Here is a 20,573-nt window from a genome sequence, read left to right as displayed (position 1 = left end):
AAACTACTTAAGGTGTGAAAGTTCCCGGTTCCCTTACTGCAATAGGGATTGTGGGGTGAACTCAGCGACTTGTGGCTGTTGTCCTCTTAAGAAGGCCGTCAGCCCTGTTCGCGCTAATTCCTTCACGCCGTAAGGGCGGAGGAGGTCTATCAGCGCTTCGACTTTCTCTGATTTTCCAGTAACCTGAACCGTCATGCTCTCTTTACTGACATCAATAACGGTGGCTCGGAAAGGCTCAATAATCGTCTGGATTTCGTTGCGGTTTTGAATGTTGCTGCCAACTTTGATTAGCGCCAGTTCACGCGCTACGATCGCTTTATCGGTAATGTCTGATACCTTTAAAACATCAACTTGTTTATTGAGCTGTTTTGTTAATTGTTCAAGCTTTTGATTATCCTCGACTTCTACTACAAAGGTCATTTTGGAAATGCCTTCTGTTTCTGTTCTTCCAACAGAAATGCTTTCGATATTGAATTGGCGTTTGTGCAAAAGGCCGGTAACGCGGTTTAGTACGCCACTTCGGTTCTGCACGGTTGCCGTAATGATTCGTTTCATCGTTTCACCCCAATCATTTCGTGTAGCCCTTTGCCTGGGGCGATCATTGGATAGACATTCTCTTGTTGAAGGACGCGACAGTCTAGAAGGACCGGTCCATCGTAGTCAAACACATCCGGCAATATTTGAGAAAGTTCATCTTGCGACTGAACGAGTTCGCCGCGAATGCCGTAACTCTCTGCAAGCTTTACAAAGTCTGGTTGTGTTTGAAGAAGGGATTCAGAGAATCGCTCATCGTAAAATTTCTCTTGCCACTGGCGAACCATGCCAAGCGCACCATTGTTCACGATGACAATTTTGACAGGTAATTTCTTTTCTTTTAAGACAGACAGTTCTTGCAATGTCATTTGGAAACCACCGTCTCCGACGACCGCGACGACAGGTTCGTCAGGGGAGGCAATTTGTGCACCGATTGCAGCAGGGAAGCCAAAGCCCATCGTGCCAAGTCCGCCTGAAGTGACCCAGCGGTTTGGTTTATTAAAGGAATAATACTGAGCTGCCCACATTTGGTGCTGTCCGACGTCTGTTGTCACAATCGCATTTCCGTCTGTAACTCTGTGAAGGGCTGAGATGAGCCATTGTGGCACCATTTCTTTTTCAGGGTTATCGAACCAAAGAGGGAAGTTTGCCTTATTCCCGGATACTTCTTTCAACCAGTCACCATGGTTTTTCATATCAACATCCATGTTTTCAATTTCTGTGAGCGCCTTTTTAGCGTCTGCAACAATTGGGATGTGCGTCTCTACGTTTTTGCCAATTTCAGCAGGGTCGATGTCAACGTGAGCGACAGTTGCTTTAGGAGCGAAATGTTTGAGATTCCCTGTTAAACGATCATCGAAGCGAGCTCCGATATTAATAAGCAGATCGCACTCATAAAGGGCTGTGTTAGCGGCATAGGTTCCGTGCATACCGGCCATTCCTAGGCTTAATTCATTCTCGCCAGGGAAGCTGCCAAGTCCTAAAAGCGTTGTTGTTACAGGAAGCGCGTGCTTTTGGGCGAAGTTTTTCAATTCTTCAGAAGCACCAGCGTGTATAACGCCTGCACCAGCCAGGATAACTGGTTTCTTAGCTTGAGATAGAGCTTCTTTCAACTTCGTTAGCTGAAGTGGATTAGGCTTTACCGTTGGCTGATAGCCTTGCAGGAAGAAAGTTGTATCATAGGATTCCTCTGCAATGCTTGATGAGATATCTTTTGGAATATCTACAACAACAGGACCAGGTCGACCAGTAGAAGCAATGTGGAATGCTTCTTTCACTATGCGAGGCAGGTCGCTTAAGGATTGGACTTGGTAATTGTGTTTCGTGATCGGTGTTGTAAGACCCATTACGTCAGCTTCTTGGAAAGCATCTGTTCCAATAACGCCGCTAGCCACCTGACCTGTGAATACCACAAGTGGGAGTGAATCCATCATCGCATCCGCAATACCGGTTATTAAGTTTGTAGCACCTGGCCCAGAGGTTGCAATCACAACGCCAGGTTTGCCTGAAACGCGAGCGTAGCCTTCCGCTGCATGAATGGAGCCTTGTTCATGGCGTGAGAGAATGTGATCAAATGCGTCTCCTGCACGATATATGGCATCATAAATGGGTAAAACGGCTCCTCCTGGATAACCAAATAACGTATCAACACCAACTTGCTGAAGTGTGTCTACGAGAAGGTCTGCTCCTGTTTTAGGAGCTTTTGTGTGCGACGCAGCAGATTGCTGCGTTTGATGTTTTGCTTCTACCTTCACCTGTAATCCCTCCATTTCATTTGAATTTGTTTAGTAAGAACTAGCTTAAAGCTAGTTATTCATTGATTTTTTTCATAATAAAAACCATCCCACCCCATATAAACTCCACGTGTGTTGTGAAGAGTTAGGGGCGAAATGGTTATTTTCGCGGTACCACCCTGATTTCGCAGCATGATGCTCACTGCCTTACGAGACAAAAGCACGAGGTGTGCATCGTCTCTTTCGATAACAGGTGCTCATTGTACACCTGACTTGAGCCTACTAAACAGAGTCGTTCAGCCAAGCACTCAGGGAGGATGTCAGAATAAGGTGTATTTCCGGGCTTCCAGCAACCCCGGCTCTCTGTGAATACAGGTTCTTACTCTTTTATTCCCGTCGTAGATTTATTCGATATCCACTTTTTATACTTTCATGACTCCGCCTGTATTTGCGGACGTAACGAGCTTCTGGTATTTAGCAAGGTAGCCGCGACCATCTATTTTACTTGGCGGCTTCTCCCATGCTGCTCTTCGTTCTTCTAATACATCGTCTTCTACAAAAAGTTTAATCGTTCTTGCTTCTAGGTCGATCTGAATTGGGTCACCGTCAGCGGCTAAGCCGATCGGGCCACCTTCAGCGGCTTCTGGAGAAACGTGACTGATTGAGATGCCACGTGTTGCATATCACTTCTCATGATTCGTTACTCCTAACTAACAGCAACATCTTTTTGATTCTCTGGGTAACACTGAACACCGTCACGTACGACAAGATCGCGGAATAATTGGAGTAATTCGTTTGTCATTTCACCTGGCTTACCATCTCCAATTTGTCGCTTGTCGACGTCAACAACAGCAATTACCTCAGCAGCTGTTCCTGTTAAGAAGACCTCATCAGCCACATATACATCGTGGCGTGTGAAAGGTTCTTGTTTTAGTTCATATCCATGTTCCTCAGCAAGGTCGATAATCGCATTTCGCGTTACGCCTTCTAATGCTCCGAGGTAAACAGGAGGGGTATAAATCGTGCCGTTTTTCACGATAAAGATGTTATCGGCAGATCCTTCTGTTACGTACCCTTGATCGTTTAACATAAGAGCTTCGTCTACACCGGCTTGGTTCGCTTCTAATTTCACTAGGATATTATTTAAGTAATTCAATGATTTTACTTGTGGACTTAGTACGTCTGGGCGATTGCGTCTTGAAGCAACGGATCCAAGGCGTAAACCTCGTTCATATAATTCCTTAGGGAAAAGCGCGAGTGCTTCTGCGATGACAACAACGCGTGGTGTAGGGCAGCTTGCTGGATCTAAGCCAAGATTGCCAGGTCCGCGTGATACAACAACTCTGATATATGCATCAGACAATTCATTTTGACGAATTGTATCCACAATGACTTGCTTAAATTCCTCCTTTTCGTATGGTAATTCAAGCAAGATTGACTTCGCGGAGTCATAAAGGCGGTTTACGTGTTCGTCTAGTTTGAAGATATTGCCGCTATAAGCTCTAATCCCTTCGAACACCCCGTCTCCATATAAAAATCCATGGTCGTAGACTGAAACAACCGCCTCTTCTTTCTTAACAAATTGGCCGTTTAGGAAAATCCATTGACTGCTCATACTTACACTCCTTCCCTTTAATGTATTAATGCTTAAACTCAGTAAAGTATGATCGGTAAAAATGTAGCCCGATTGCTTCATCTAAATTTTTAACTTGAAACAAGGGGCAATTGGTTCATGAATCAATCGCGAAAAGTTCATTTGCTTTTCAATGAATGATTTAAATTATGGATAATCATAAGCCGTATTGAAGGCAAGGTCAACAGCTATTTCTTAACTTTTCTGACAGTTGTGATAACTCTGTAAATTAGAAAACGCTTACATCCTTGAGAGCGTAGAGGTTGGGAAAAATGAGAAGAAATGAAGAAAATAAAGAAAAAAAGTAAGGAGGTTTGAAAGCTTTACACAGTCGGGTCTATACCTTTGTGAAAGGAGTAGAAACTAGTGTGAATGTAAAGGTTTTATTCATTTTTTTCTAATTTTTATTTAGTCATTGAGCGAGGAATGTCTAAAGGTGCCGAGGAGTGCGGGGGATTGACTGAAGAGGGTCTGGAGTTACGAAAGGGGGAGTTGAATTGACTAAAAGAGGGTCTGAAGTTACGAAAGGAGGAGTTGAAGTGACTAAAGAACGGTGGGAAGTTACGAAAAGGAGCAGGGGAATTACTAAAAGGAGGTCTGAAGTTACGAAAAGAGGAGTCGAAGTGACTAAAGATCGGTGCGAAGTTACGATAGAGGAACTCGCATAGACGAAAAATGTTAATAACGACTCTTTTAATAGCAGATATGCATTTCAAATAACTTATTTATACTTCTTCTTCATAAAAAATGTAGATAGCCTCGCCTTGTAACGGCTATAATAGAACAAGTAACCGTAAGAGCGGTAGATTAGAAAGGATTTGTATAATGGAACAACAATCACCATTTTTTGAAAGCTTAAAACCTTTCATTCAGGAAGCATGGAATAAAGCAGGGTTCGAACAACCGACTGCAGTTCAGAACGAAACAGCTCCAATTATTGTGGAAGGTGGAGACGTTATTGCAGAAGCTCCAACAGGGAGTGGGAAGACATTAGCGTATCTCTTGCCTGTACTACAAAAAATTGATCAAGAAGCGAAGCAGGCGCAAGTGTTGATCTTAGCATCTTCTCATGAACTTGTGATGCAGATTTTCGACGAAGTCAGGAAGTGGACAGAAGGAAGCGGCATTAGAAGCGCGTCCCTAATCGGTGGAGCGAATGTGAAACGCCAGCTTGAGAAATTGAAAAAGAAACCTCACGTAATCGTTGGAACACCAGGGCGTGTGAATGACTTAATCGAGAAGAAGAAGCTTAAAATGCATGAAGTGAAGACGATCGTTCTTGATGAGGGAGATCAGTTGCTTGTGCCAGAACATATGAAAACGGTCCAAAGCATTGTCAAAACTACACTCAAAGAACGTCAACTTCTAGTCTTCTCAGCTACACTTTCTGAAGCTGCGGTCGAAGATGCACGAAGCATGATGAAAGATCCGGAAGTGTTGAAAGTAGAAGATAAGGAATCAGAACAGCCTGATGTAGATCATTACTATATTGTGAGCGAAGGCCGCAAGAAAGCCGATACGCTTCGTAAACTTGTTTATTTAAAAGAATTTAAAGGGCTTGCGTTTATGCGCGATATTGGCAATTTAACTGTATTTGCTGAGAAGCTCGACTACCGTGGCATTGATGTTGGTACCCTTCACGGAGAGACGAAAAAGCAGAATCGTGCTCAAGTATTAAAGAAATTTCAACGTAACGAGTTCAGATTAGTCATGGCAACAGATGTCGCCGCACGCGGGATTGATATGCCTGATATTAATCATATTATCAACGTTGATCTTCCACGGGCAACGGAATACACACACAGAGCAGGACGAACGGGGAGACTCGGTTCTTCATCTGGTACGGTTATTACAATCGTTACCCCTGACGAAGAGAAACAAATGAAAAAGTTAGCCAAAGACCTAAACCTAACGATCAAGAAAACAGAAATCTACAAAGGTCAACTTAAATAAACAAGAACCGCATGCTCCGATGAGCATGCGGTTCTTTACTGTGTTAAAGCGTGCCAGACACGCGCTAGCGCTTTAGAGCAATGAAGCGTGGCAGACACCCATTAGTGCTTTAATGCTATAAAGGGTGTCTGGGGTCCAGCTTTTGCTTTAAAACGTGTCTAGTCTTCTAGGTTTGTGTAGGCTTCGTCGTAACGTTGGGCTAGATCGAAGTCTCTTGCTGACAATCCTTTCACGTCATGGGAAGTTAACGATACAGTTACTTTGCCGTAATCCACGCCAATGTATGGATGGTGGTCTTTTTCTTCTGCAATGGCGCCTAGTTTGTTGACGAATTGGATGCCATCTAAGTATTCGTTAAACGTGTAAGTACGTTCAATTGAACCGTCTTTTCGACTCCATTCTGGTACGTCTCGTAGTGAATGTTGAATTTCTTCTTCTGTATATGCTGCCATGATTCATCACCTGCTTTTGTATTTTTATAAAATCATTTATGGCTCCTGCTCAGAGAGGAAGCTCTTTAGTTTTTTTACCTTTTTAGTCTTTCCTTTAAACGTCTGTTCATGTTATCATCTCATCCTTTGGGAAATCTCTCACCCAAAGCCCATTTATGCATATTATTAAGATTATCTTGCTGTGATATGGGTAACGATAAGAATAAGAGTTATTTTTCAGGAGAGGTGAAACAGAAACAATGAGGCTTTTTACACAAGAAGACATTAAAGCCGACAACGGGCATTACGAAATTTATCTGACGATTAACAAGCAACAACTGCTTAAGCACATTGATGATGAAATGACAGCTTTTATAAAGAAACAAGCCATTGACCATATACAAGCCAAGTACGATCACGTACCGATTCGGGTCGTCCGAATCATGATTGGATCTATGCTCTACTTTTCTTTTGCCGTAAATCAAAAGAAACAATTAAGTCCACTCACGTAAAAAAGAGGCGCCTCCTTACTATATAGGAGGCGTCTTTTTTATAGTGCTTTTAGAACTAAAAGAAAACACTGATACCCGAAATATACCCCGAATCCCATCAGCACACAGCTTGCTACGATGCAAATCATCTTCATAGCGACTGCGTTCATTAAGGTGCGACCAAAATGAACGGTCAACGCAAGGTTTGCGTTCCAAAGACCGATTCCTACAAAAACCAAACTACTCGTAAAAAAGGCGTAAAGGTGATTTTCCTGCTGTAAACTGGAGCTTAAAACAGAGCCATAAATGCTAATCCAAAATAATAAATTCATCGGGTTCGTCCCAGCGATCGTCATGCCTGTTGCATAGGATCTCCAACCTACGTTTGGGAGACTTCGTTGGTCGTTTTCATCATGCTCTTCAGGTTCAAAGCTCGTAAAAAAGTTAGCCCATCCTGAGTGAAGGAGAATGAAACAACCGAGTCCCATCAGGGCGATCTTCACCCATATAAATCCTAAGACTTGCGATAGTCCAAAAAACATCGCCCCCATGAGGATCAAGTCTGAAGACATGCCTCCAAGCCCAACTAAAAAAGCAGGCCAAAACCCATAAAGTAACCCGCGTTTCACAATTTCGATGTTAATGGGGCCAACAGGTGCTGCAATGGATAAGCCAAGTACAATCGAACTAATCATCATAGGAAACATAATCTAACCCTCTCATTAGCTTGTCTATAACTAGTAAATGAGAGAGGAGGGGGAGTTTAGAACATTATTTTATAGGTATCGTTCAAATGGAAAGATACTTGTATGAAGGCTTTTTGAAAAATACACGACAGGCTTCTGGTCAAATACATAAGAGGGGAGAAAGTCTGTTAATCCATTCACTGGCATCTCAACCTCTGCTTTTTGTAATTGCCAATTTTGATGAAAAATAGGTCCCTTATATATACGTTTGCCTCGATTTATCCAAAGCGCATAACGTTCTGTAAGCCAGTACATCAAGGATCCTGGTTGAGTTCTAAGTACAGGTGACAATGGACGGTACCTAGCGTGAAAATGAGCGGGTGGCATACCGATATGCGTTCTTCTGCTTAAGGAGTGATAGGTATCATCATTTTGACGTAAAGACATCCTGGCTGTTACATAGTTTAAACCAAACACATACCTAGCGATGCTGACACCCGTAATATGATTTGCATCTAGTGTATAAAAATAAACACCTGGCTCTCCATTGTACCTAACGTAGGTCCTGACGTTTAGTTCAAGTAACTGATTAAAGCCAGGGACAACAGGAAGCCCGCGAAGTTGAATGTTGGCCATTCTAAACGGTACTATAGCGATCCATGCCCACCCGTCGTATGTATCGATTTCAAAGCAATCCGGAACGTGTGGCCTTAGGTCACTTACTTTAACAGGCCAATGTATAAATAATAAGTCATTCCACTCTTGTTTCATAATCCAAGGTCTTCTCATGCGAAAACACTCCCCTCATTCTTCTTTTGTTTACCCCGACAGACGTTCGAACATACATGACAAAAAGCTCGGGGATGAGATAAAAAAGAACTAATCACTGCATTAGTGATTAGTTCTTCAAGTGCGTCAACTTATTTTAAAAGCTTCAATAATTCTTCATTACATTTTTCGCGTTCGTCATAAATGAGACCATGGCCACTAATTTCAAAGGAAACAAATGTAGACTCCTTAATCTCTTCGTGCAAAATTTCTGAGAATGCATAGTCACAAATGTTGTCATCTTCTCCGTGCATAATTAGTGTGGGTACGTTAATGTACTCTAGTACATGGCGTAAGTCTTCATCGCGTAGGGATTTTGCCGTCTCGATTGTCGCATGTCCGCTTGCCTCTAATCCTAAATGGAAAAACCACTCATTGAATGGAGCTGATGTAGCTTTATGGAAGAAGTTCACACCGAAATCTTTCAGTGCGTTTGGACGATCGTTTTGAAAAGCGTTAATGAGACCATCCACTTCCTCTTGTGCCATACCGTGCTGGAAACCATCACGACTCGTAAAGCTCGGTGCAGCGGCTCCAATTAAAATAAGTTGTGCGAGTTGATCGTTCGCATGCTTCGTGGCGTACTGAATACTAATCGGTCCACCCATCGAGAAGCCTGCTAGGAAGAAATTCTTGAGATCTAATGATTCCACAACGACTTTAATATCATGAGCGAGCGTATCGTAATCGTAGCCAAATGCTGGCTTATCTGATTGACCAAATCCTCGTAAATCAATGCCTATAAAACGGTATCCTTTCTGAGGAAGTTCATTCATTTGATACTCGAACATCTTATGATTTAAAGGCCAACCATGAATGAAGACAATGGGCTGTCCTTCTCCTATATCTTCTACAAAAAGCTTAACCCCTGGTTCTACTTCAATAAAATGAGACATTCTTACACTCCTTTTAAGTACATAGATAGTGCACGTATTCCCTCATAATGGAAGGATAAACCCTGGGAGAAAGATCGTTTATTGTTCCACATACTCCTTATGTGGAAGACTTGAAGCTCAGGCGTTAGATATAGAATAGGGTCGTTACGAAGATTGAGCGGTAGGGGTGTCTAGGGAACGACTCGCTTTCCGCGGGCGGTCCCACTCGATGTGGGATCGTTCGACGTTGTCACAGGACGTGACGGTTTTAGTCGAACTTCCTATTTCTTTTTAGAGCCTCCTCTTTCGCTGGCGTTCTCTGTGGGGTCTCGTCGACCTCTTTTTCCCGCAGGAGTTTTCCTATTCCCCAGTCACCCCTTGCTATATTTTATACTAACGTCCCCTTAGCTTGAGCTTTATATAAAACCACTTGAGGCAGTTTCCGTTACTCTTGATATGGCAAGGTGGGCCTGGAAACTGCGAGACTCCCGTGGGAAGAAGAGCCTAAGTGAGACCCCGGAGACCGGCATTGCCGGTTGAGGAGGCTCACCAGCTCCCCACAGGAAAGCGAGTGGTTTCCAGGCCCACCTTAAACTCCACCAAAGCAAACGGAAACAATGTCTCAGATTTGAGCCCTCAAGATTACTTCCTAATTCTTAAGTAAGCATATAAAAAACAGTAAACTTTCAAAAAGCCTTAAATATAAAAATACGCCCCGTTTAGGGGCGTATTTTAAAGATTATTCTTTATCGAACCATAGAAGTTCTTGGTCATCAACAAAACCGTTATAGTTAATGAGGATTTCCTCACCAGCTTTAATATCCGTATAGGCGTAAAACTCGAACGTATCATTATCAAAGTTAATGACGTAATTTGAATTTGGTTGATACGAGTGGTTAAATAGCATGCCGTACCCTAGAAGAAGGGCGGTATGGTTTGCGCCGTATTCAAAAGCATAATCAGCAAGTAGCGTTTTTTCAATATGCTCATGGTCTTCGTTTGGATAAGGGATGACAGGGGCTTCATGGATTAGCTCACGCTTCTCTATGTCACGCGTAGCGAAAACTCCTCTGTTATACTCTCCATCTGAGAGACTTGATGTTTTAATTTCAATCATGTGTATCACCACGCATTCTAATAAACTATACCTAGTCTGACACGTCTCAACCAAAAAAACAACCCACCCTTTAGTGGGGTAAAAGAGTAAAACGTGCCAGACACCCTTTATTGCTGTAGTGCGTTGCAGGGTGTCTGGCACGCTTCATTACGTTAAAGCCCTGAACGGAAAACCGTTCAGGGCTTCTTTGAATTCTTCATTTAGTCTTTGAAGATGCCAAATGGCTTTCCTACTGGCAGGGTTACGCGGCCGAAGTGGGTATTGAGTACACTTGCAGCGGAGCCGTAGAAGCTTAAGAGCGCGATACAAAATTCTGCAATAGCAGCTAATGAGTGCATAGCGTGTGGCATAATTCCTAATGTAGATAAAGATAAGCCGATAAATAAGAAATCAATAAAGACAAAGATAAAGAATAATACTTTATGGGTTTCCATGGCACCGACTGTCATGAAAAGGCTGAAGATTAAGTATCCAATATAGGCAATACCTAACTGGTTAGGGTCTACAGCCGCAGCAGCAGCCTCACCAAATACGCCAAAGTCGATTAACCAAGATGTTCCAACGCCGAGCCAGAACAAACCGAACGCACCAAAGGCTGTTGTACCAAATGTATTATTGTGTTTCGAATCCAGCATACTTGCGATAAGCTGTGCGATTCCTCCTAAGAAAATCGCCCATGGCAAGACAAAGGATACACCGTCTGTCCATCCTAACTTAGCTGAAGATGCCACAAGCGTAACCATCGCAAGACCGAATAAGCCAATAGCAGATGGATCTGCTGTTGCTACTTGAACTCGTTGAGTCGATTGTTGTTCATTCATGATGATACCTCCTATTAAACATACTTAGCTAATTTACATAAAAATGAGCGAGCATGCAATAGGAATTGTTATGTAAGCGTGATTTTCATTAAAAAGAACGAAGAAAAATCCAATAGGGGAGAAATTGATTGCTTCATGGTAGCCGATTTTATTTTAAAGAGTTTAAAATAAATGGAAGAAAGTATAGTGATATGAATAGGAGGTATATGGAAATGGATCAATCTGAAAATATAGAGGGCGTTTACTTTGGAGACATGTTTATTCAGTATGGTGTTTTTGTAATCGTCATAGCCATAGTAACTTATCTAATAATAAGAAAGTTAAAATCGTGATAACGGATTACATTCAATACATACGTTCACTTACGTAAATACGGAAATTTTGTTGAGCGTTTTGTTGAGCCTCTACTATAGAAAACTGTGTTTACTCAAAAGAGAAGGAAATCATGTGTGAAGCACGAAACTGTTCATAAAAATAAGACTGTCCACCAAGGGAGTGTCAACGCATGAGAAAATCTATAATTTGCCTAATCAGCCTGTTGCTCTTGTTAGGTGGGTGTGTTTCGGAAGTTAAGTCCTTTCTTGAGGTAGGGGAGGGGATAGGGACTCCGAATGGAACAAAAGTTACGGTAGAAGGTTATATCGTCGGAGTACCAACAGCGATTGATTACGTTGAGCAGAGTAACTTCTCAAGTGACTACGCCTTAGCACTAGCTGATGATCCAAGTGAGACCGATGTCTCGAACATGCTCTTCGTTAAACTTGATTCTGGCTACCGAAGCGAATTTGGTCTCCAAACCAATCCTGATAAGTTCGGAGAAATCATACGTGTAGATGGTACGCGTGATGATTACTTTAATCATGAAGGTGTGGAATCCATTACATCGATCACCTTAGAAACGGATTCTGGAGATGATGGTGATTCGGGTGATGGCGGAGAAACGATTGGTGACTATTACCGATCGGCTGAAGGACTAACAGGAAGCACCCTGAAAGAAGAACTTCACACGATAATAGATGATCATGCGGAATTATCATATGATCAGGTATGGGATGCACTCCGTCACACAGATGAGGATCCAACGAACTCAAATCATGTACTACTTTTATACACAGGGGATTCCATTTCAAAATATAAAAACGGTGGTCTTGTTGACGAATGGAACCGTGAGCACGTTTGGGCTAAATCCCACGGTGACTTCGGTACTTCGATGGGGGCTGGGACAGATATCCATCACTTACGTCCAACAGATGTCTCTGTCAATTCGACTAGGGGAAATTTGGATTTTGACAACGGAGGAAATCTCCATTCAGAAGCACCAGACACCTATTATGATTCAGATTCATGGGAACCTCGTGACGAGGTGAAAGGTGACGTAGCGCGGATGATCTTTTATATGGCCGTACGCTATGAAGGAGACAGCGGTGAATTGGATTTAGAGGTTGTAGATAGCGTTGGCACTAGTGGACCTTCTTTAGGGAAGCTATCGACGTTAAAAAAATGGCATGAGAGTGATCCGGTTGATGCCTTTGAACGAAATCGAAATGAAATTATTTTTACAGACTATCAAGGAAACCGAAATCCATTTATTGATCATCCTGAATATGTCAAGCAGATTTGGTAGAATCCATCTCTAAGTCCTCCTTTCTTTAAGAAAGGAGGACTTACTTTATATGAAAGAGAATATCTCTATATACAAAAAGCAGGGGAGTTTTTCGATATGTCTATTGCAGAGAAGTTAAAATTGAATAAGCTTAATCATTTTGTTGTATTAAATAAGCCGGAAGATGTGCTCGGTATTGAGGCTGATACTAGTTATTTAAAGGAAGCGCATGACGGTGTGATGATCTTTGTTCAGTCCAAAGAAGATTTGCAAGAAAGGATAAGCATTTTCCTCCAGAATCCTCACCTTTTAACAGAGAAAGGGTACCTTTATGTGGCCTATCCTAAAAAAGGGAATAAACGTTTTAACACATATATACATAGGGATGAATTATTCGAGCTTATAGGTATTGGCGAAGACCGTTATATAAATGGTACAGATATAAAGTTTTCTCGTTTGGTGAGTATGGATGAAGACTATACAATCGCTGGGTTGAAAAAAGAGAAAAAGAAACCGAAATCCACCACCGCACCTAGTCAATGCGTAGCAGATTATGAAGAACACATTGAGGATGTTAAAGCCCTTCTCGAAGACCATCCAGAAGTTTTACGTCAATTCGAAAACTTAACTCCAGGGTACCAAAGGGACTGGGCCCGACAAATTTATTCAGCAAAGCAGCAGAAGACAAGAGATAAACGAACGGAAAAAATGATTGAAGTGTTATCCCAAGGATATAAATCTCTTGATTTATATCGGAGAGAGCAAAAGTGATGAGATAAAGAAAATGGTTGTTAGAGCAGAGAGTCCACTCTTTTTAGAGGGCTCTTTTTTTTTGTAAAAAGTAATGCCATTTTTCCTTTGACTTAGCACCCCTACCATGCTAACTTTAAAATAGAATGAACGTTCTATCTAAACTGGAGGTTTGCCATTGAGTAAGAAGAGGGAACAACTTTTAAACGTAGCCGAACAATTATTTTACGATTACGGATTTCACGGTGTTGGTCTAAAACAAATTATTCAAGAAGCCAATGTCGCTACCATGACGCTGTACAATCACTTCTCTTCAAAAGATAAGTTAGTAGAGGAGTCCATACGACACCGTGAGGAGCGTTACTGGGCGTATATGGGTAAGGTTGACCAACATACAGACATCCCCTTTGTTACATTAGCTGAACAACACGGACATTTCTTGAAGGACGTATCTCCTCAAGGGTGTATGTTTCTAAGAGCAATTGAAGTATATGCAGAAACAAATCCAGAGATCGCGCAAATTGCCCGTGATCATAAAGCAAAGCTACTCCGATTTTTTGAAGAACTTGGGGAAAGCATAGGAATCAAGGAACATAAGGATTTCTCTTATCAATTCTTATTGATTTTAGAAGGTGCGACCTCGATGACACAGATAACAGATTCGGAGCAAGCAACCGCACACGCCATCACCATGACAAAACGATTACTAGAGACCTATCACTAAAAACGGCATCCGAACCTTGGGTACCGTTTTTCGTATAAGCTCATAAGCCAATAGAAAGAAAGCGTGACTGCGACGATCTGCTTGCCCAACCGGTGAGCGTATCTTTTTTTACACAAAGTAGAAAGAACGTTCTATCTAAATTTCATGAAAAGGTGGGAATGAATAATGAAATTTACGAAACTCGTTTTTCCTGGCGTAACGATGATCGCGGTCACGTACGGACTAGCCCGTTATAGCTATGGCTTATTGCTGCCAAACATTCATGCCGCCTTTGGCATGTCAGATCTAGTATCTGGTATTATATCTTCTTTATTTTATCTTGCGTACTGTTTTACCATTCTCTATTCCACTGTTATGACTTCAAGAAAAGGTCCAAGACAAATGATCTTGCTCGCTGGTTCGTTTGCTTTGTTTGGGCTACTTATTATAAGCGGTGCAAGGTCGGAGTGGACACTTGCGCTCGGGGTCCTGTTAGCAGGTGGCAGTACGGGACTCGTGTCACCACCTTATGGGGCAGCCATTGCCTTATGGATTAAAGAACCTTTGCAAGGTAAAGCCAACACATGGATCAACTCCGGTACGAGCATTGGAATTGTGGTGACGGGAATGGCCGCGATCCTGCTGACACCTCATTGGCGCATAACGTATTTAATCTATGCAGCCATTGCCTTAATCGTATTAATCTGGAACTACAAAATCATTCCACAAGAGGAACCTTCACTTCGATTTGAACAAGGACGCTTGACGCTTAGTGCTTTAAAAGGGAGTCCTTCCATTGTAATAGGTTCGATCTTAATGGGAGCATCTAGCGCTTGCTTCTGGACATTCTCCCGTTCTTATATCGAAGTATCAGGTGATTATACCAATCTAGAACTCTCTTTATTTTGGATTGTGATCGGTTTATTTGGCACACTAAGTGGCCTTGGGGGTGCCGTTATTGAGAAGATTGGTTTGCAAGCGGCTTACACGATATTTGGTGTCATGATGGGCATTGCGCCTATTCTACTCGCTGTGGCACCTGGAGATCTACTCTTAGCCTATACAGCAGCGGCTTTATTCGGTATTGCAAACTTGTTTATGTGTGGATTGCTCATCGTATGGGGGATCCGGGTCTTCTCATCAAACGCTTCATTAGGCATAGGGGTTCCATTCTTAATGCTATCCATTGGCCAAGTGATCGGTTCCATTCTTGCAGGTGGGTTAGTAGGCGGTATCGGATACGCGTTAACGTTTGGTATATATGGTATCGTTTCAATTGTAGCTTCTTTCTTACGCACGGCATAACTCGGTGGGACGCTTCCTATTCATAGGGAGCGTCTTTAGTAATGTCTTTGTATTGGAGGTGGTCCGTTACGGTAAAAGTGCTTGGGCTGGCTGGAGGACCACTCGCTTTCCTGCGGGGAGCTGTGAAGCCTCCTCGTTCGCTATCGCTCTCTCCGGGGTCTTCCCTAGGCTCCTATTCCCGCGGGAGTCTAGCAGTCCTCCAGCCAGCCCTATCATATATAGATAAACGGACCGTGGTTAGAATTTTTAGAGTAAGCAGACCAACTAGCATGAGCAACAAAAAAGGCTTTAAACTCTTAGTTAGAGTCCTTTTGGGGTTACGTGTAATATGATAGATTGATTCCATTATAGTTATAAAGGCATAATCGAGACAATTTGTTGAATACGTATGAAAAATGTTGAATCTCCGATCTGAAGTACAATATGATCGGGCTGTACTTCTGTTAAGGTTCCTCTTGTCGTATCTTTTGTTGTTTCGATGATTAATTCATTCCCCACTACGGATTGAAGGCGTTGAATGACAAAAGGATCTACTAATGTCTGATATTGCGGGGTCATCCACCCTTCACGCCAGTCTGTGTGTTGATAATACATTCGATTTCCTCCTTAGGCCAATGTCCATATAAACTATGCAACTTGTGGCCTAGGGGTTCCCATCCTTTCTATCTTCGGCTATCTCTTCCAGTAGTGGCAACAATTAATAGTGAAAACAGGTGAACTCTTGTGTTACCTTAATATCAGAAAACAGCAACTTGGAGGTCGATACAACGTGTTAAAGAAATTAGGAATTATTGCAACTATTACTTGTTCCATTTTCGCTTTTTCATTCCCAGGCCAAAGTGAAGCTCATGCCAACACTCATACCGTCCAAAAAGGCGAATCTATATATAAAATCGCAACGAAATATGGAGTATCTTACAAACAACTTCAGGAGATGAATGATAAGGGTGAGTCCACTATTCATGCTGGAGAACAGTTGAAGCTTCCTGTCGTTCCTAATGGCTATGAAAGAGATTTATTGAGTCGCCTTGTTGAAGCAGAGGCTAAGGGGGAGAGCTATGCAGGAAAAGTAGCCGTAGCTACGGTTGTCTTGAACCGTGTTGAAAGTGATCTTTTCCCTAATTCCATTCATAGTGTCATTCACGATGGGATTCAGTTTTCTCCTGTGTTAAATGGAACCATTAAAGAAGCCGCTAGCGCTGAATCGAAGCGTGCTGTTGAAGAAGCTCTTGACTATCAAGGTTATGACAATGACTCTCTCTTTTTCTATAACCCTGATAAAGCACAAAGTGACTATTTAAGTCAACGAGAGGTTACCACTGTTATTGGTGATCACGTATTCATGAAATAATAGATGAATAGAGCAAGCACTCCCTAATGAGTGCTTGCTTTTTTTGTATAAACATGGAATAAGGGAGGTGAGAAGTCGCATGAAAGTAAAACGAGCCCCTATTCACAAGGGCTCGTTTTGGTATGGTTTATTCTCCGGAATAGTTGCTTTCAGGAAGCGTTTCCCAAAAGGAGGCGTCAGTGGATTCTAATGTATCATCAGCTAAAGCTTCTAGTGTAGATTTCATAGCTACAACAGCTTGTTGAATCAAATATCCGTTACTTTTCTGGCCTAAAACGTAATCTTCACGGTAATGGTCAGCCATGCCTCTCATCTCAAATAATAGAGTAGAAATTCCGTATTCAGCAGCCAGCCCATTTCGGCTAATCGTTTGAGCAGTTCCGCCAGGATATTTTGATAATAATTCGTATCCTTTTGAGTCAACAGCGTTGTATACGACAGCTCCTAGTTTCTTTGATTGCTCTCTAACTTCCTCTTCTACTTCAGCATTCGTTGGATAAAGAATTGAACCTGATACAAGTTCACCTGTGTCACCAAGAGTCGTTTGTGTACCTTGATGGTGTAGATCAATCATATAGTCTGGACTATATTTCTGTAAAACATTCTCGTGTAAAGCTTTCGTTTCTGGTTGTTTTCGGTCAACGTGGTCGCGGTTTAAGTCAACACCATTCGCATTGTACCTTGTATGTGTACCTGAAACGTAATCATCTAATGAGAAGTTAACGTCTCCTTCAGCACCGTCAACATTTAGTCTTGGGGCTACAAGAATATTCACGTTGTCTATGATATGTTTCACTTCTTTACTGTTGTTTGTTAAGTATTTGATCAGTTGAAGTGCTCCCTCAGTTGTTAAGGTCTCATTCCCGTGTTGTTGGGTAAGGAAAAGGATCGTTGGATTGTCTTCGTTCATTCCAAACTTCGCAAGATACAAATCGCGTTCTTTGACAGATTGTCCAAATACCTCTAGTTCAAGTGCTTCTGATTTTTGATCAAGCTTTTGAAGAAGGTCAGACATTTCTTCATATGAATGCAGACGCTCATTTTTAATGGTTTCGTTCCCGTTGTAGTTCGGTCCGTTTGGTCCGTTTTCTCCTGCAATAATAGTGCTGGTGTTAGCGAAAGCACCTGTTGAAGTTATTAAAGCTCCTGCTAAAGTAAGTGTCACTAATTTTCGTTTCATTTGTCATTCCTCCTTTAAGTCTGTACGCGTTCACTTCTTCTTGTTCTGTTAAAAGACCTTTCAGAAATACGTGAATTCGTCCATATTCACTAGCAGAATAGCTGAAAAGTCTTGGTTATAAATGGAATGATTAACAGAATATCCTTCTTTCGATTGGAGTAAAAGGGACCACATTTTTTGTCAGAAAAAGTATGTTCGTGCAGGTAATCGTATGAAAACATAGAAGTATGTAGTAGTGAATTTGGGAGGTGCAAAGGTGTGAATAAGGAAGTTTATATCATACGACATTGTAAAGCTGAAGGGCAGGAGCCAGAAGCTACGCTAACAAAAGAAGGTATGGTTCAAGCACAGAAGTTACAGGTGTTTTTTCAAGATAAAGAAATAGATCGCATTCTCACTAGTCCATATAAACGTGCGATTCAGTCAATCCAACCTCTTGGGCGAGAGAAACGTCTAGCTATTGAAGAAGATGCGAGACTTGAAGAACGACGTTTAAGTGGTGAGCCTCTCGCAGACTGGTTAGAAAAGTTAGAACGTACATACTCTGACAGGGAGCTTACTTATGAAGGAGGCGAATCTAGTCGTATCGCATCGGAGCGGGCTATGTCTGTTTTTGAAGAGGTGCTTCAGGGAGAAGGGAAGACTATTATCCTTGTCACACATGGAAACTTGATGTCCCTGATAGTAGGAGAATTCGACCAAAGCTTTGGATTTGAAGAGTGGAAGAGATTAAGTAACCCGGATGTTTATCGTATTATACCTTCTAGCAGAATAGTAGAACGAATATGGGGAGAGGATTAGTCATGTATGAGTGGAAGGGAGCATCCGGAGTATGTGTGAATCAATATAATGATTTGCTGATGGTGTTGCAAGGTAAACCGGCAGAAGTGAAGAAGTGGACTGTACCCTCAGGTGCTTAAAGATGATTACATAAAGTAGAAAGAGCCACTCGTCTAGCGAGTGGCTCTTGTTTTATTCGGCTTCATCTTCATCTTCATCTTCATCTTCCTGGTACTCCAAAATGTCACCAGGCTGACAATCAAGGGCTTTACAAATCGCATCAAGCGTGGTTATGCGGATAGCCTTGGCTTTCCCGTTTTTTAGTATGGACATATTCGCCATTGTGATCCCAACTCGTTCAGAAAGCTCTGTCACACTCATCTTTCGCTTCGCTAGCATCACATCGATGTTAATAATTATCGCCATGTCATTTCACCTCAAACTGTTAGGTCGTTTTCTGATTTTATATCTGCAGCACTTTGTAGCAATTCTTGCAAGACGGTAGAGAAGACAGAAATAATTAGGCAGGCAAAGATGATGGCAAGCCACATCAAGATAATGCCAGGTTGTAGAGCGCTTTGAGTGATGAGTATAACCATTCCTACAATATACATTCCTATAATAATAAGGGCATCGTATTTAATCTTCCGAAGTAATTCAACAGCTCGCTCAGAGAAGGCTGTTTTCTCTTCAATTAGTTGTAAAAGTTGATACGCCTGATAAAGCGCCATTAAAAAGGGGACTACCGTTAAATTAATCCCGATTAATACAGGATACTGCAAATGGCTGAACTCCGGATAAGATTGTGCTGCTTCTGAAGCTAACCGGGGAAGAGCGAATAAACTTAAAGAAACTACAATGATGCCAAACAGGATAAGGGATCCTTTTAAAAAGACCGTCGTTGCTCGTTTCATAATGCACCTCGTTTTATGTATGATGCTCTCATTATAATGCTTTATTTATTGATTTACAATAAATTATTATCTGTTTATAATAAAGTTATGTTCGTTAGAAATTATTTGGAAATTAGATTTTGATGGAGTACATGCAAAATAGAGGGGGAGTCTTTGTGAGGAAGAAAGTTCTTGCAGGAATTGGTTTGTTGTTTCTTGTCATAGGGCTTACTATATTTAGTCCTTATAACGTACTATCTGAATTTAACGAGAAAGGTGCTGTTAAATCCTTTATTTCTTCAGATCGTAAATTTAAAGGGTTAGAGGTTGTTGATATAGATTACAGAGGGTCTGATACTTACTTAATCCAGACCAAAGACGGTGATCTTAAGAGATACTTTATCGTGATGAGATATAACTCTTCTGTAATGAATGGGCATTGGAAGGTGTTTGAAGAAACCTCGCGAGAACACTATTATTAATGAACTATGCAAGCATTTATGTGAAGGGAGGATTAGCTTATGGCGATTTTGCTCCTTATTATACTCATTGTGATCTCTGTGTTCTTATTTAATGTTCTTTTAGAGACGATTGAAGAAAGAGGGTTTGGGCCTTTCCCGAAGAAGTTAACACTATTCGTTTGTTGTTTTTTAGTGGTACATTGGGTTTTATTATTTATAAATGGATACATGCAGCCTCATAAGCAAATGGGTGGGGAGCACTTCTTTTCGAAAAGTTTTGCTTTAGGTATACTTGGGAACCTATGTGCTATTAGAGAAGTAAATCATAATCGATTTGTAGCTGTAGTGCTAGGTTGCTTCTCGACTTTTAGTATATTATTTACATACATGGTTCACGGAATTTCTAAGATGTAGCTGATAATACGAACGGAACCTCTTATAAAAA

At 41.7% G+C, this 20,573-nt stretch carries 25 protein-coding genes; 11 read left to right on the top strand and 14 right to left on the bottom strand.

Going from position 1 to position 20,573, the window contains the following annotated elements:
* Window positions 1-33: 33 nt before the first annotated feature.
* From ilvN to ilvE, 4 genes are all read right to left on the bottom strand, one after another.
* Complete coding sequence (gene ilvN, locus N780_RS06095) at window positions 34-555, bottom strand: acetolactate synthase small subunit (protein ID WP_036781410.1); 522 nt, start codon at window positions 553-555, stop codon at window positions 34-36.
* A complete protein-coding gene (ilvB, locus tag N780_RS06090; RefSeq protein WP_036781407.1) occupies window positions 552-2,288 on the bottom strand; it encodes a biosynthetic-type acetolactate synthase large subunit in 1,737 nt (578 codons plus the stop codon). The genes ilvN and ilvB overlap by 4 nt, the downstream gene beginning before the upstream one ends.
* Window positions 2,289-2,689: 401 nt before the next feature.
* Entirely contained in the window at window positions 2,690-2,935 is a 246-nt protein-coding gene (locus tag N780_RS19440; RefSeq protein ID WP_084599410.1) for a dihydroxy-acid dehydratase domain-containing protein, read from the bottom strand.
* A gap of 38 nt (window positions 2,936-2,973) precedes the next feature.
* Window positions 2,974-3,882, bottom strand: coding sequence for a branched-chain-amino-acid transaminase (gene ilvE / locus N780_RS06085; RefSeq protein WP_036781406.1), 909 nt, complete (start codon window positions 3,880-3,882; stop codon window positions 2,974-2,976).
* Between the two features lie 515 nt (window positions 3,883-4,397).
* Here ilvE and N780_RS19725 point away from each other — a divergent pair.
* Together N780_RS19725 and N780_RS06080 are read left to right on the top strand one after the other, a co-directional pair.
* Window positions 4,398-4,568, top strand: coding sequence for a hypothetical protein (locus N780_RS19725; protein WP_156969092.1), 171 nt, complete (start codon window positions 4,398-4,400; stop codon window positions 4,566-4,568).
* Between the two features lie 157 nt (window positions 4,569-4,725).
* Window positions 4,726-5,853: a DEAD/DEAH box helicase gene (locus N780_RS06080; RefSeq protein ID WP_036781405.1), complete on the top strand. Its 1,128-nt coding sequence runs from the start codon at window positions 4,726-4,728 to the stop codon at window positions 5,851-5,853.
* A 158-nt stretch (window positions 5,854-6,011) separates the two neighbouring features.
* Here N780_RS06080 and N780_RS06075 read toward each other — a convergent pair whose 3' ends face one another.
* Window positions 6,012-6,305, bottom strand: coding sequence for a 4a-hydroxytetrahydrobiopterin dehydratase (locus N780_RS06075; RefSeq protein WP_036781404.1), 294 nt, complete (start codon window positions 6,303-6,305; stop codon window positions 6,012-6,014).
* Between the two features lie 239 nt (window positions 6,306-6,544).
* On the opposite strand from N780_RS06075, the gene N780_RS06070 reads away from it, so the two are divergent.
* Window positions 6,545-6,796 (top strand): hypothetical protein, encoded by a 252-nt coding sequence (locus N780_RS06070; protein ID WP_036781402.1) that lies wholly within the window; start codon window positions 6,545-6,547, stop codon window positions 6,794-6,796.
* A 38-nt stretch (window positions 6,797-6,834) separates the two neighbouring features.
* Here N780_RS06070 and N780_RS06065 read toward each other — a convergent pair whose 3' ends face one another.
* The 5 genes from N780_RS06065 to N780_RS06045 form a co-directional block, all read right to left on the bottom strand.
* Window positions 6,835-7,482 carry a LysE family translocator gene (locus tag N780_RS06065; protein ID WP_036781400.1) on the bottom strand — a complete coding sequence of 216 codons (648 nt, stop codon included), beginning with the start codon at window positions 7,480-7,482 and terminating at the stop codon, window positions 6,835-6,837.
* A 69-nt stretch (window positions 7,483-7,551) separates the two neighbouring features.
* Window positions 7,552-8,250, bottom strand: a complete 699-nt coding sequence (locus N780_RS06060; protein ID WP_036781397.1) for a YqjF family protein — start codon at window positions 8,248-8,250, stop codon at window positions 7,552-7,554.
* Between the two features lie 131 nt (window positions 8,251-8,381).
* Window positions 8,382-9,185, bottom strand: a complete 804-nt coding sequence (locus tag N780_RS06055; protein ID WP_036781395.1) for an alpha/beta fold hydrolase — start codon at window positions 9,183-9,185, stop codon at window positions 8,382-8,384.
* Window positions 9,186-9,903: 718 nt separating this feature from the next.
* Window positions 9,904-10,281 (bottom strand): SET domain-containing protein, encoded by a 378-nt coding sequence (locus N780_RS06050; RefSeq protein ID WP_036781392.1) that lies wholly within the window; start codon window positions 10,279-10,281, stop codon window positions 9,904-9,906.
* Between the two features lie 200 nt (window positions 10,282-10,481).
* Window positions 10,482-11,102 carry an acetate uptake transporter gene (locus tag N780_RS06045; protein WP_036781390.1) on the bottom strand — a complete coding sequence of 207 codons (621 nt, stop codon included), beginning with the start codon at window positions 11,100-11,102 and terminating at the stop codon, window positions 10,482-10,484.
* A gap of 505 nt (window positions 11,103-11,607) precedes the next feature.
* Here N780_RS06045 and N780_RS06035 point away from each other — a divergent pair.
* The 4 genes from N780_RS06035 (at window position 11,608) to N780_RS06020 (ending at window position 15,463) form a co-directional block, all read left to right on the top strand.
* On the top strand, window positions 11,608-12,726 hold the full coding sequence (locus N780_RS06035) for an endonuclease (protein WP_036781385.1): 1,119 nt from the start codon (window positions 11,608-11,610) through the stop codon (window positions 12,724-12,726).
* 96 nt (window positions 12,727-12,822) lie between these two features.
* Entirely contained in the window at window positions 12,823-13,476 is a 654-nt protein-coding gene (locus tag N780_RS06030; RefSeq protein WP_036781383.1) for a YdeI/OmpD-associated family protein, read from the top strand.
* Between the two features lie 157 nt (window positions 13,477-13,633).
* The gene (locus N780_RS06025) at window positions 13,634-14,179 is read left to right on the top strand and encodes a TetR/AcrR family transcriptional regulator (protein ID WP_036781380.1); all 546 of its coding nucleotides are present in this window, start codon (window positions 13,634-13,636) and stop codon (window positions 14,177-14,179) included.
* Window positions 14,180-14,344: 165 nt separating this feature from the next.
* The gene (locus N780_RS06020) at window positions 14,345-15,463 is read left to right on the top strand and encodes an MFS transporter (protein WP_036781378.1); all 1,119 of its coding nucleotides are present in this window, start codon (window positions 14,345-14,347) and stop codon (window positions 15,461-15,463) included.
* 351 nt (window positions 15,464-15,814) lie between these two features.
* Here N780_RS06020 and N780_RS06015 read toward each other — a convergent pair whose 3' ends face one another.
* Window positions 15,815-16,057 (bottom strand): YuzF family protein, encoded by a 243-nt coding sequence (locus N780_RS06015; RefSeq protein ID WP_232299499.1) that lies wholly within the window; start codon window positions 16,055-16,057, stop codon window positions 15,815-15,817.
* 175 nt (window positions 16,058-16,232) lie between these two features.
* On the opposite strand from N780_RS06015, the gene N780_RS06010 reads away from it, so the two are divergent.
* The gene (locus N780_RS06010) at window positions 16,233-16,814 is read left to right on the top strand and encodes a cell wall hydrolase (protein ID WP_036781375.1); all 582 of its coding nucleotides are present in this window, start codon (window positions 16,233-16,235) and stop codon (window positions 16,812-16,814) included.
* A 127-nt stretch (window positions 16,815-16,941) separates the two neighbouring features.
* Here the strand turns inward: N780_RS06010 and N780_RS06005 are convergent, their stop codons facing one another.
* Entirely contained in the window at window positions 16,942-17,994 is a 1,053-nt protein-coding gene (locus tag N780_RS06005) for a M14 family metallopeptidase (protein ID WP_036781373.1), read from the bottom strand.
* A 258-nt stretch (window positions 17,995-18,252) separates the two neighbouring features.
* On the opposite strand from N780_RS06005, the gene N780_RS06000 reads away from it, so the two are divergent.
* Window positions 18,253-18,795: a histidine phosphatase family protein gene (locus tag N780_RS06000; RefSeq protein ID WP_036781370.1), complete on the top strand. Its 543-nt coding sequence runs from the start codon at window positions 18,253-18,255 to the stop codon at window positions 18,793-18,795.
* Between the two features lie 171 nt (window positions 18,796-18,966).
* Here the strand turns inward: N780_RS06000 and N780_RS05995 are convergent, their stop codons facing one another.
* Together N780_RS05995 and N780_RS05990 are read right to left on the bottom strand one after the other, a co-directional pair.
* A complete protein-coding gene (locus tag N780_RS05995; RefSeq protein ID WP_036781368.1) occupies window positions 18,967-19,200 on the bottom strand; it encodes a helix-turn-helix domain-containing protein in 234 nt (77 codons plus the stop codon).
* A gap of 11 nt (window positions 19,201-19,211) precedes the next feature.
* Window positions 19,212-19,688, bottom strand: coding sequence for a DUF2975 domain-containing protein (locus N780_RS05990; protein ID WP_036781365.1), 477 nt, complete (start codon window positions 19,686-19,688; stop codon window positions 19,212-19,214).
* Window positions 19,689-19,843: 155 nt separating this feature from the next.
* Here N780_RS05990 and N780_RS05985 point away from each other — a divergent pair, with 155 nt between their 5' ends.
* Together N780_RS05985 and N780_RS05980 are read left to right on the top strand one after the other, a co-directional pair.
* Window positions 19,844-20,149: a hypothetical protein gene (locus N780_RS05985; RefSeq protein WP_036781363.1), complete on the top strand. Its 306-nt coding sequence runs from the start codon at window positions 19,844-19,846 to the stop codon at window positions 20,147-20,149.
* A 39-nt stretch (window positions 20,150-20,188) separates the two neighbouring features.
* Window positions 20,189-20,542, top strand: a complete 354-nt coding sequence (locus N780_RS05980; RefSeq protein ID WP_036781360.1) for a hypothetical protein — start codon at window positions 20,189-20,191, stop codon at window positions 20,540-20,542.
* Window positions 20,543-20,573: the final 31 nt, after the last annotated feature.

It is taken from the genome of Pontibacillus chungwhensis BH030062, assembly GCF_000770675.1.
Taxonomy (GTDB): Bacteria; Bacillota; Bacilli; order Bacillales; family BH030062; genus Pontibacillus; species Pontibacillus chungwhensis.
Note: the sequence above shows the minus strand (reverse complement) of the source record. Positions and strands in the feature narration are given on the sequence as shown.

Bases quoted from the DNA above. Each gene is read 5' to 3' on its own strand.
- ilvN (WP_036781410.1), bottom strand. From the start codon at position 555: ATGAAACGAATCATTACGGCAACCGTGCAGAACCGAAGTGGCGTACTA.
- ilvE (WP_036781406.1), bottom strand. From the start codon at position 3,882: ATGAGCAGTCAATGGATTTTCCTAAACGGCCAATTTGTTAAGAAAGAA.
- N780_RS06080 (WP_036781405.1), top strand. From the start codon at position 4,726: ATGGAACAACAATCACCATTTTTTGAAAGCTTAAAACCTTTCATTCAG.
- N780_RS06075 (WP_036781404.1), bottom strand. From the start codon at position 6,305: ATGGCAGCATATACAGAAGAAGAAATTCAACATTCACTACGAGACGTA.
- N780_RS06070 (WP_036781402.1), top strand. From the start codon at position 6,545: ATGAGGCTTTTTACACAAGAAGACATTAAAGCCGACAACGGGCATTAC.
- N780_RS06065 (WP_036781400.1), bottom strand. From the start codon at position 7,482: ATGTTTCCTATGATGATTAGTTCGATTGTACTTGGCTTATCCATTGCA.
- N780_RS06060 (WP_036781397.1), bottom strand. From the start codon at position 8,250: ATGAGAAGACCTTGGATTATGAAACAAGAGTGGAATGACTTATTATTT.
- N780_RS06055 (WP_036781395.1), bottom strand. From the start codon at position 9,185: ATGTCTCATTTTATTGAAGTAGAACCAGGGGTTAAGCTTTTTGTAGAA.
- N780_RS06050 (WP_036781392.1), bottom strand. From the start codon at position 10,281: ATGATTGAAATTAAAACATCAAGTCTCTCAGATGGAGAGTATAACAGA.
- N780_RS06045 (WP_036781390.1), bottom strand. From the start codon at position 11,102: ATGAATGAACAACAATCGACTCAACGAGTTCAAGTAGCAACAGCAGAT.
- N780_RS06035 (WP_036781385.1), top strand. From the start codon at position 11,608: ATGAGAAAATCTATAATTTGCCTAATCAGCCTGTTGCTCTTGTTAGGT.
- N780_RS06030 (WP_036781383.1), top strand. From the start codon at position 12,823: ATGTCTATTGCAGAGAAGTTAAAATTGAATAAGCTTAATCATTTTGTT.
- N780_RS06020 (WP_036781378.1), top strand. From the start codon at position 14,345: ATGAAATTTACGAAACTCGTTTTTCCTGGCGTAACGATGATCGCGGTC.
- N780_RS06015 (WP_232299499.1), bottom strand. From the start codon at position 16,057: ATGTATTATCAACACACAGACTGGCGTGAAGGGTGGATGACCCCGCAA.
- N780_RS06005 (WP_036781373.1), bottom strand. From the start codon at position 17,994: ATGAAACGAAAATTAGTGACACTTACTTTAGCAGGAGCTTTAATAACT.
- N780_RS05995 (WP_036781368.1), bottom strand. From the start codon at position 19,200: ATGGCGATAATTATTAACATCGATGTGATGCTAGCGAAGCGAAAGATG.
- N780_RS05990 (WP_036781365.1), bottom strand. From the start codon at position 19,688: ATGAAACGAGCAACGACGGTCTTTTTAAAAGGATCCCTTATCCTGTTT.
- N780_RS05980 (WP_036781360.1), top strand. From the start codon at position 20,189: ATGGCGATTTTGCTCCTTATTATACTCATTGTGATCTCTGTGTTCTTA.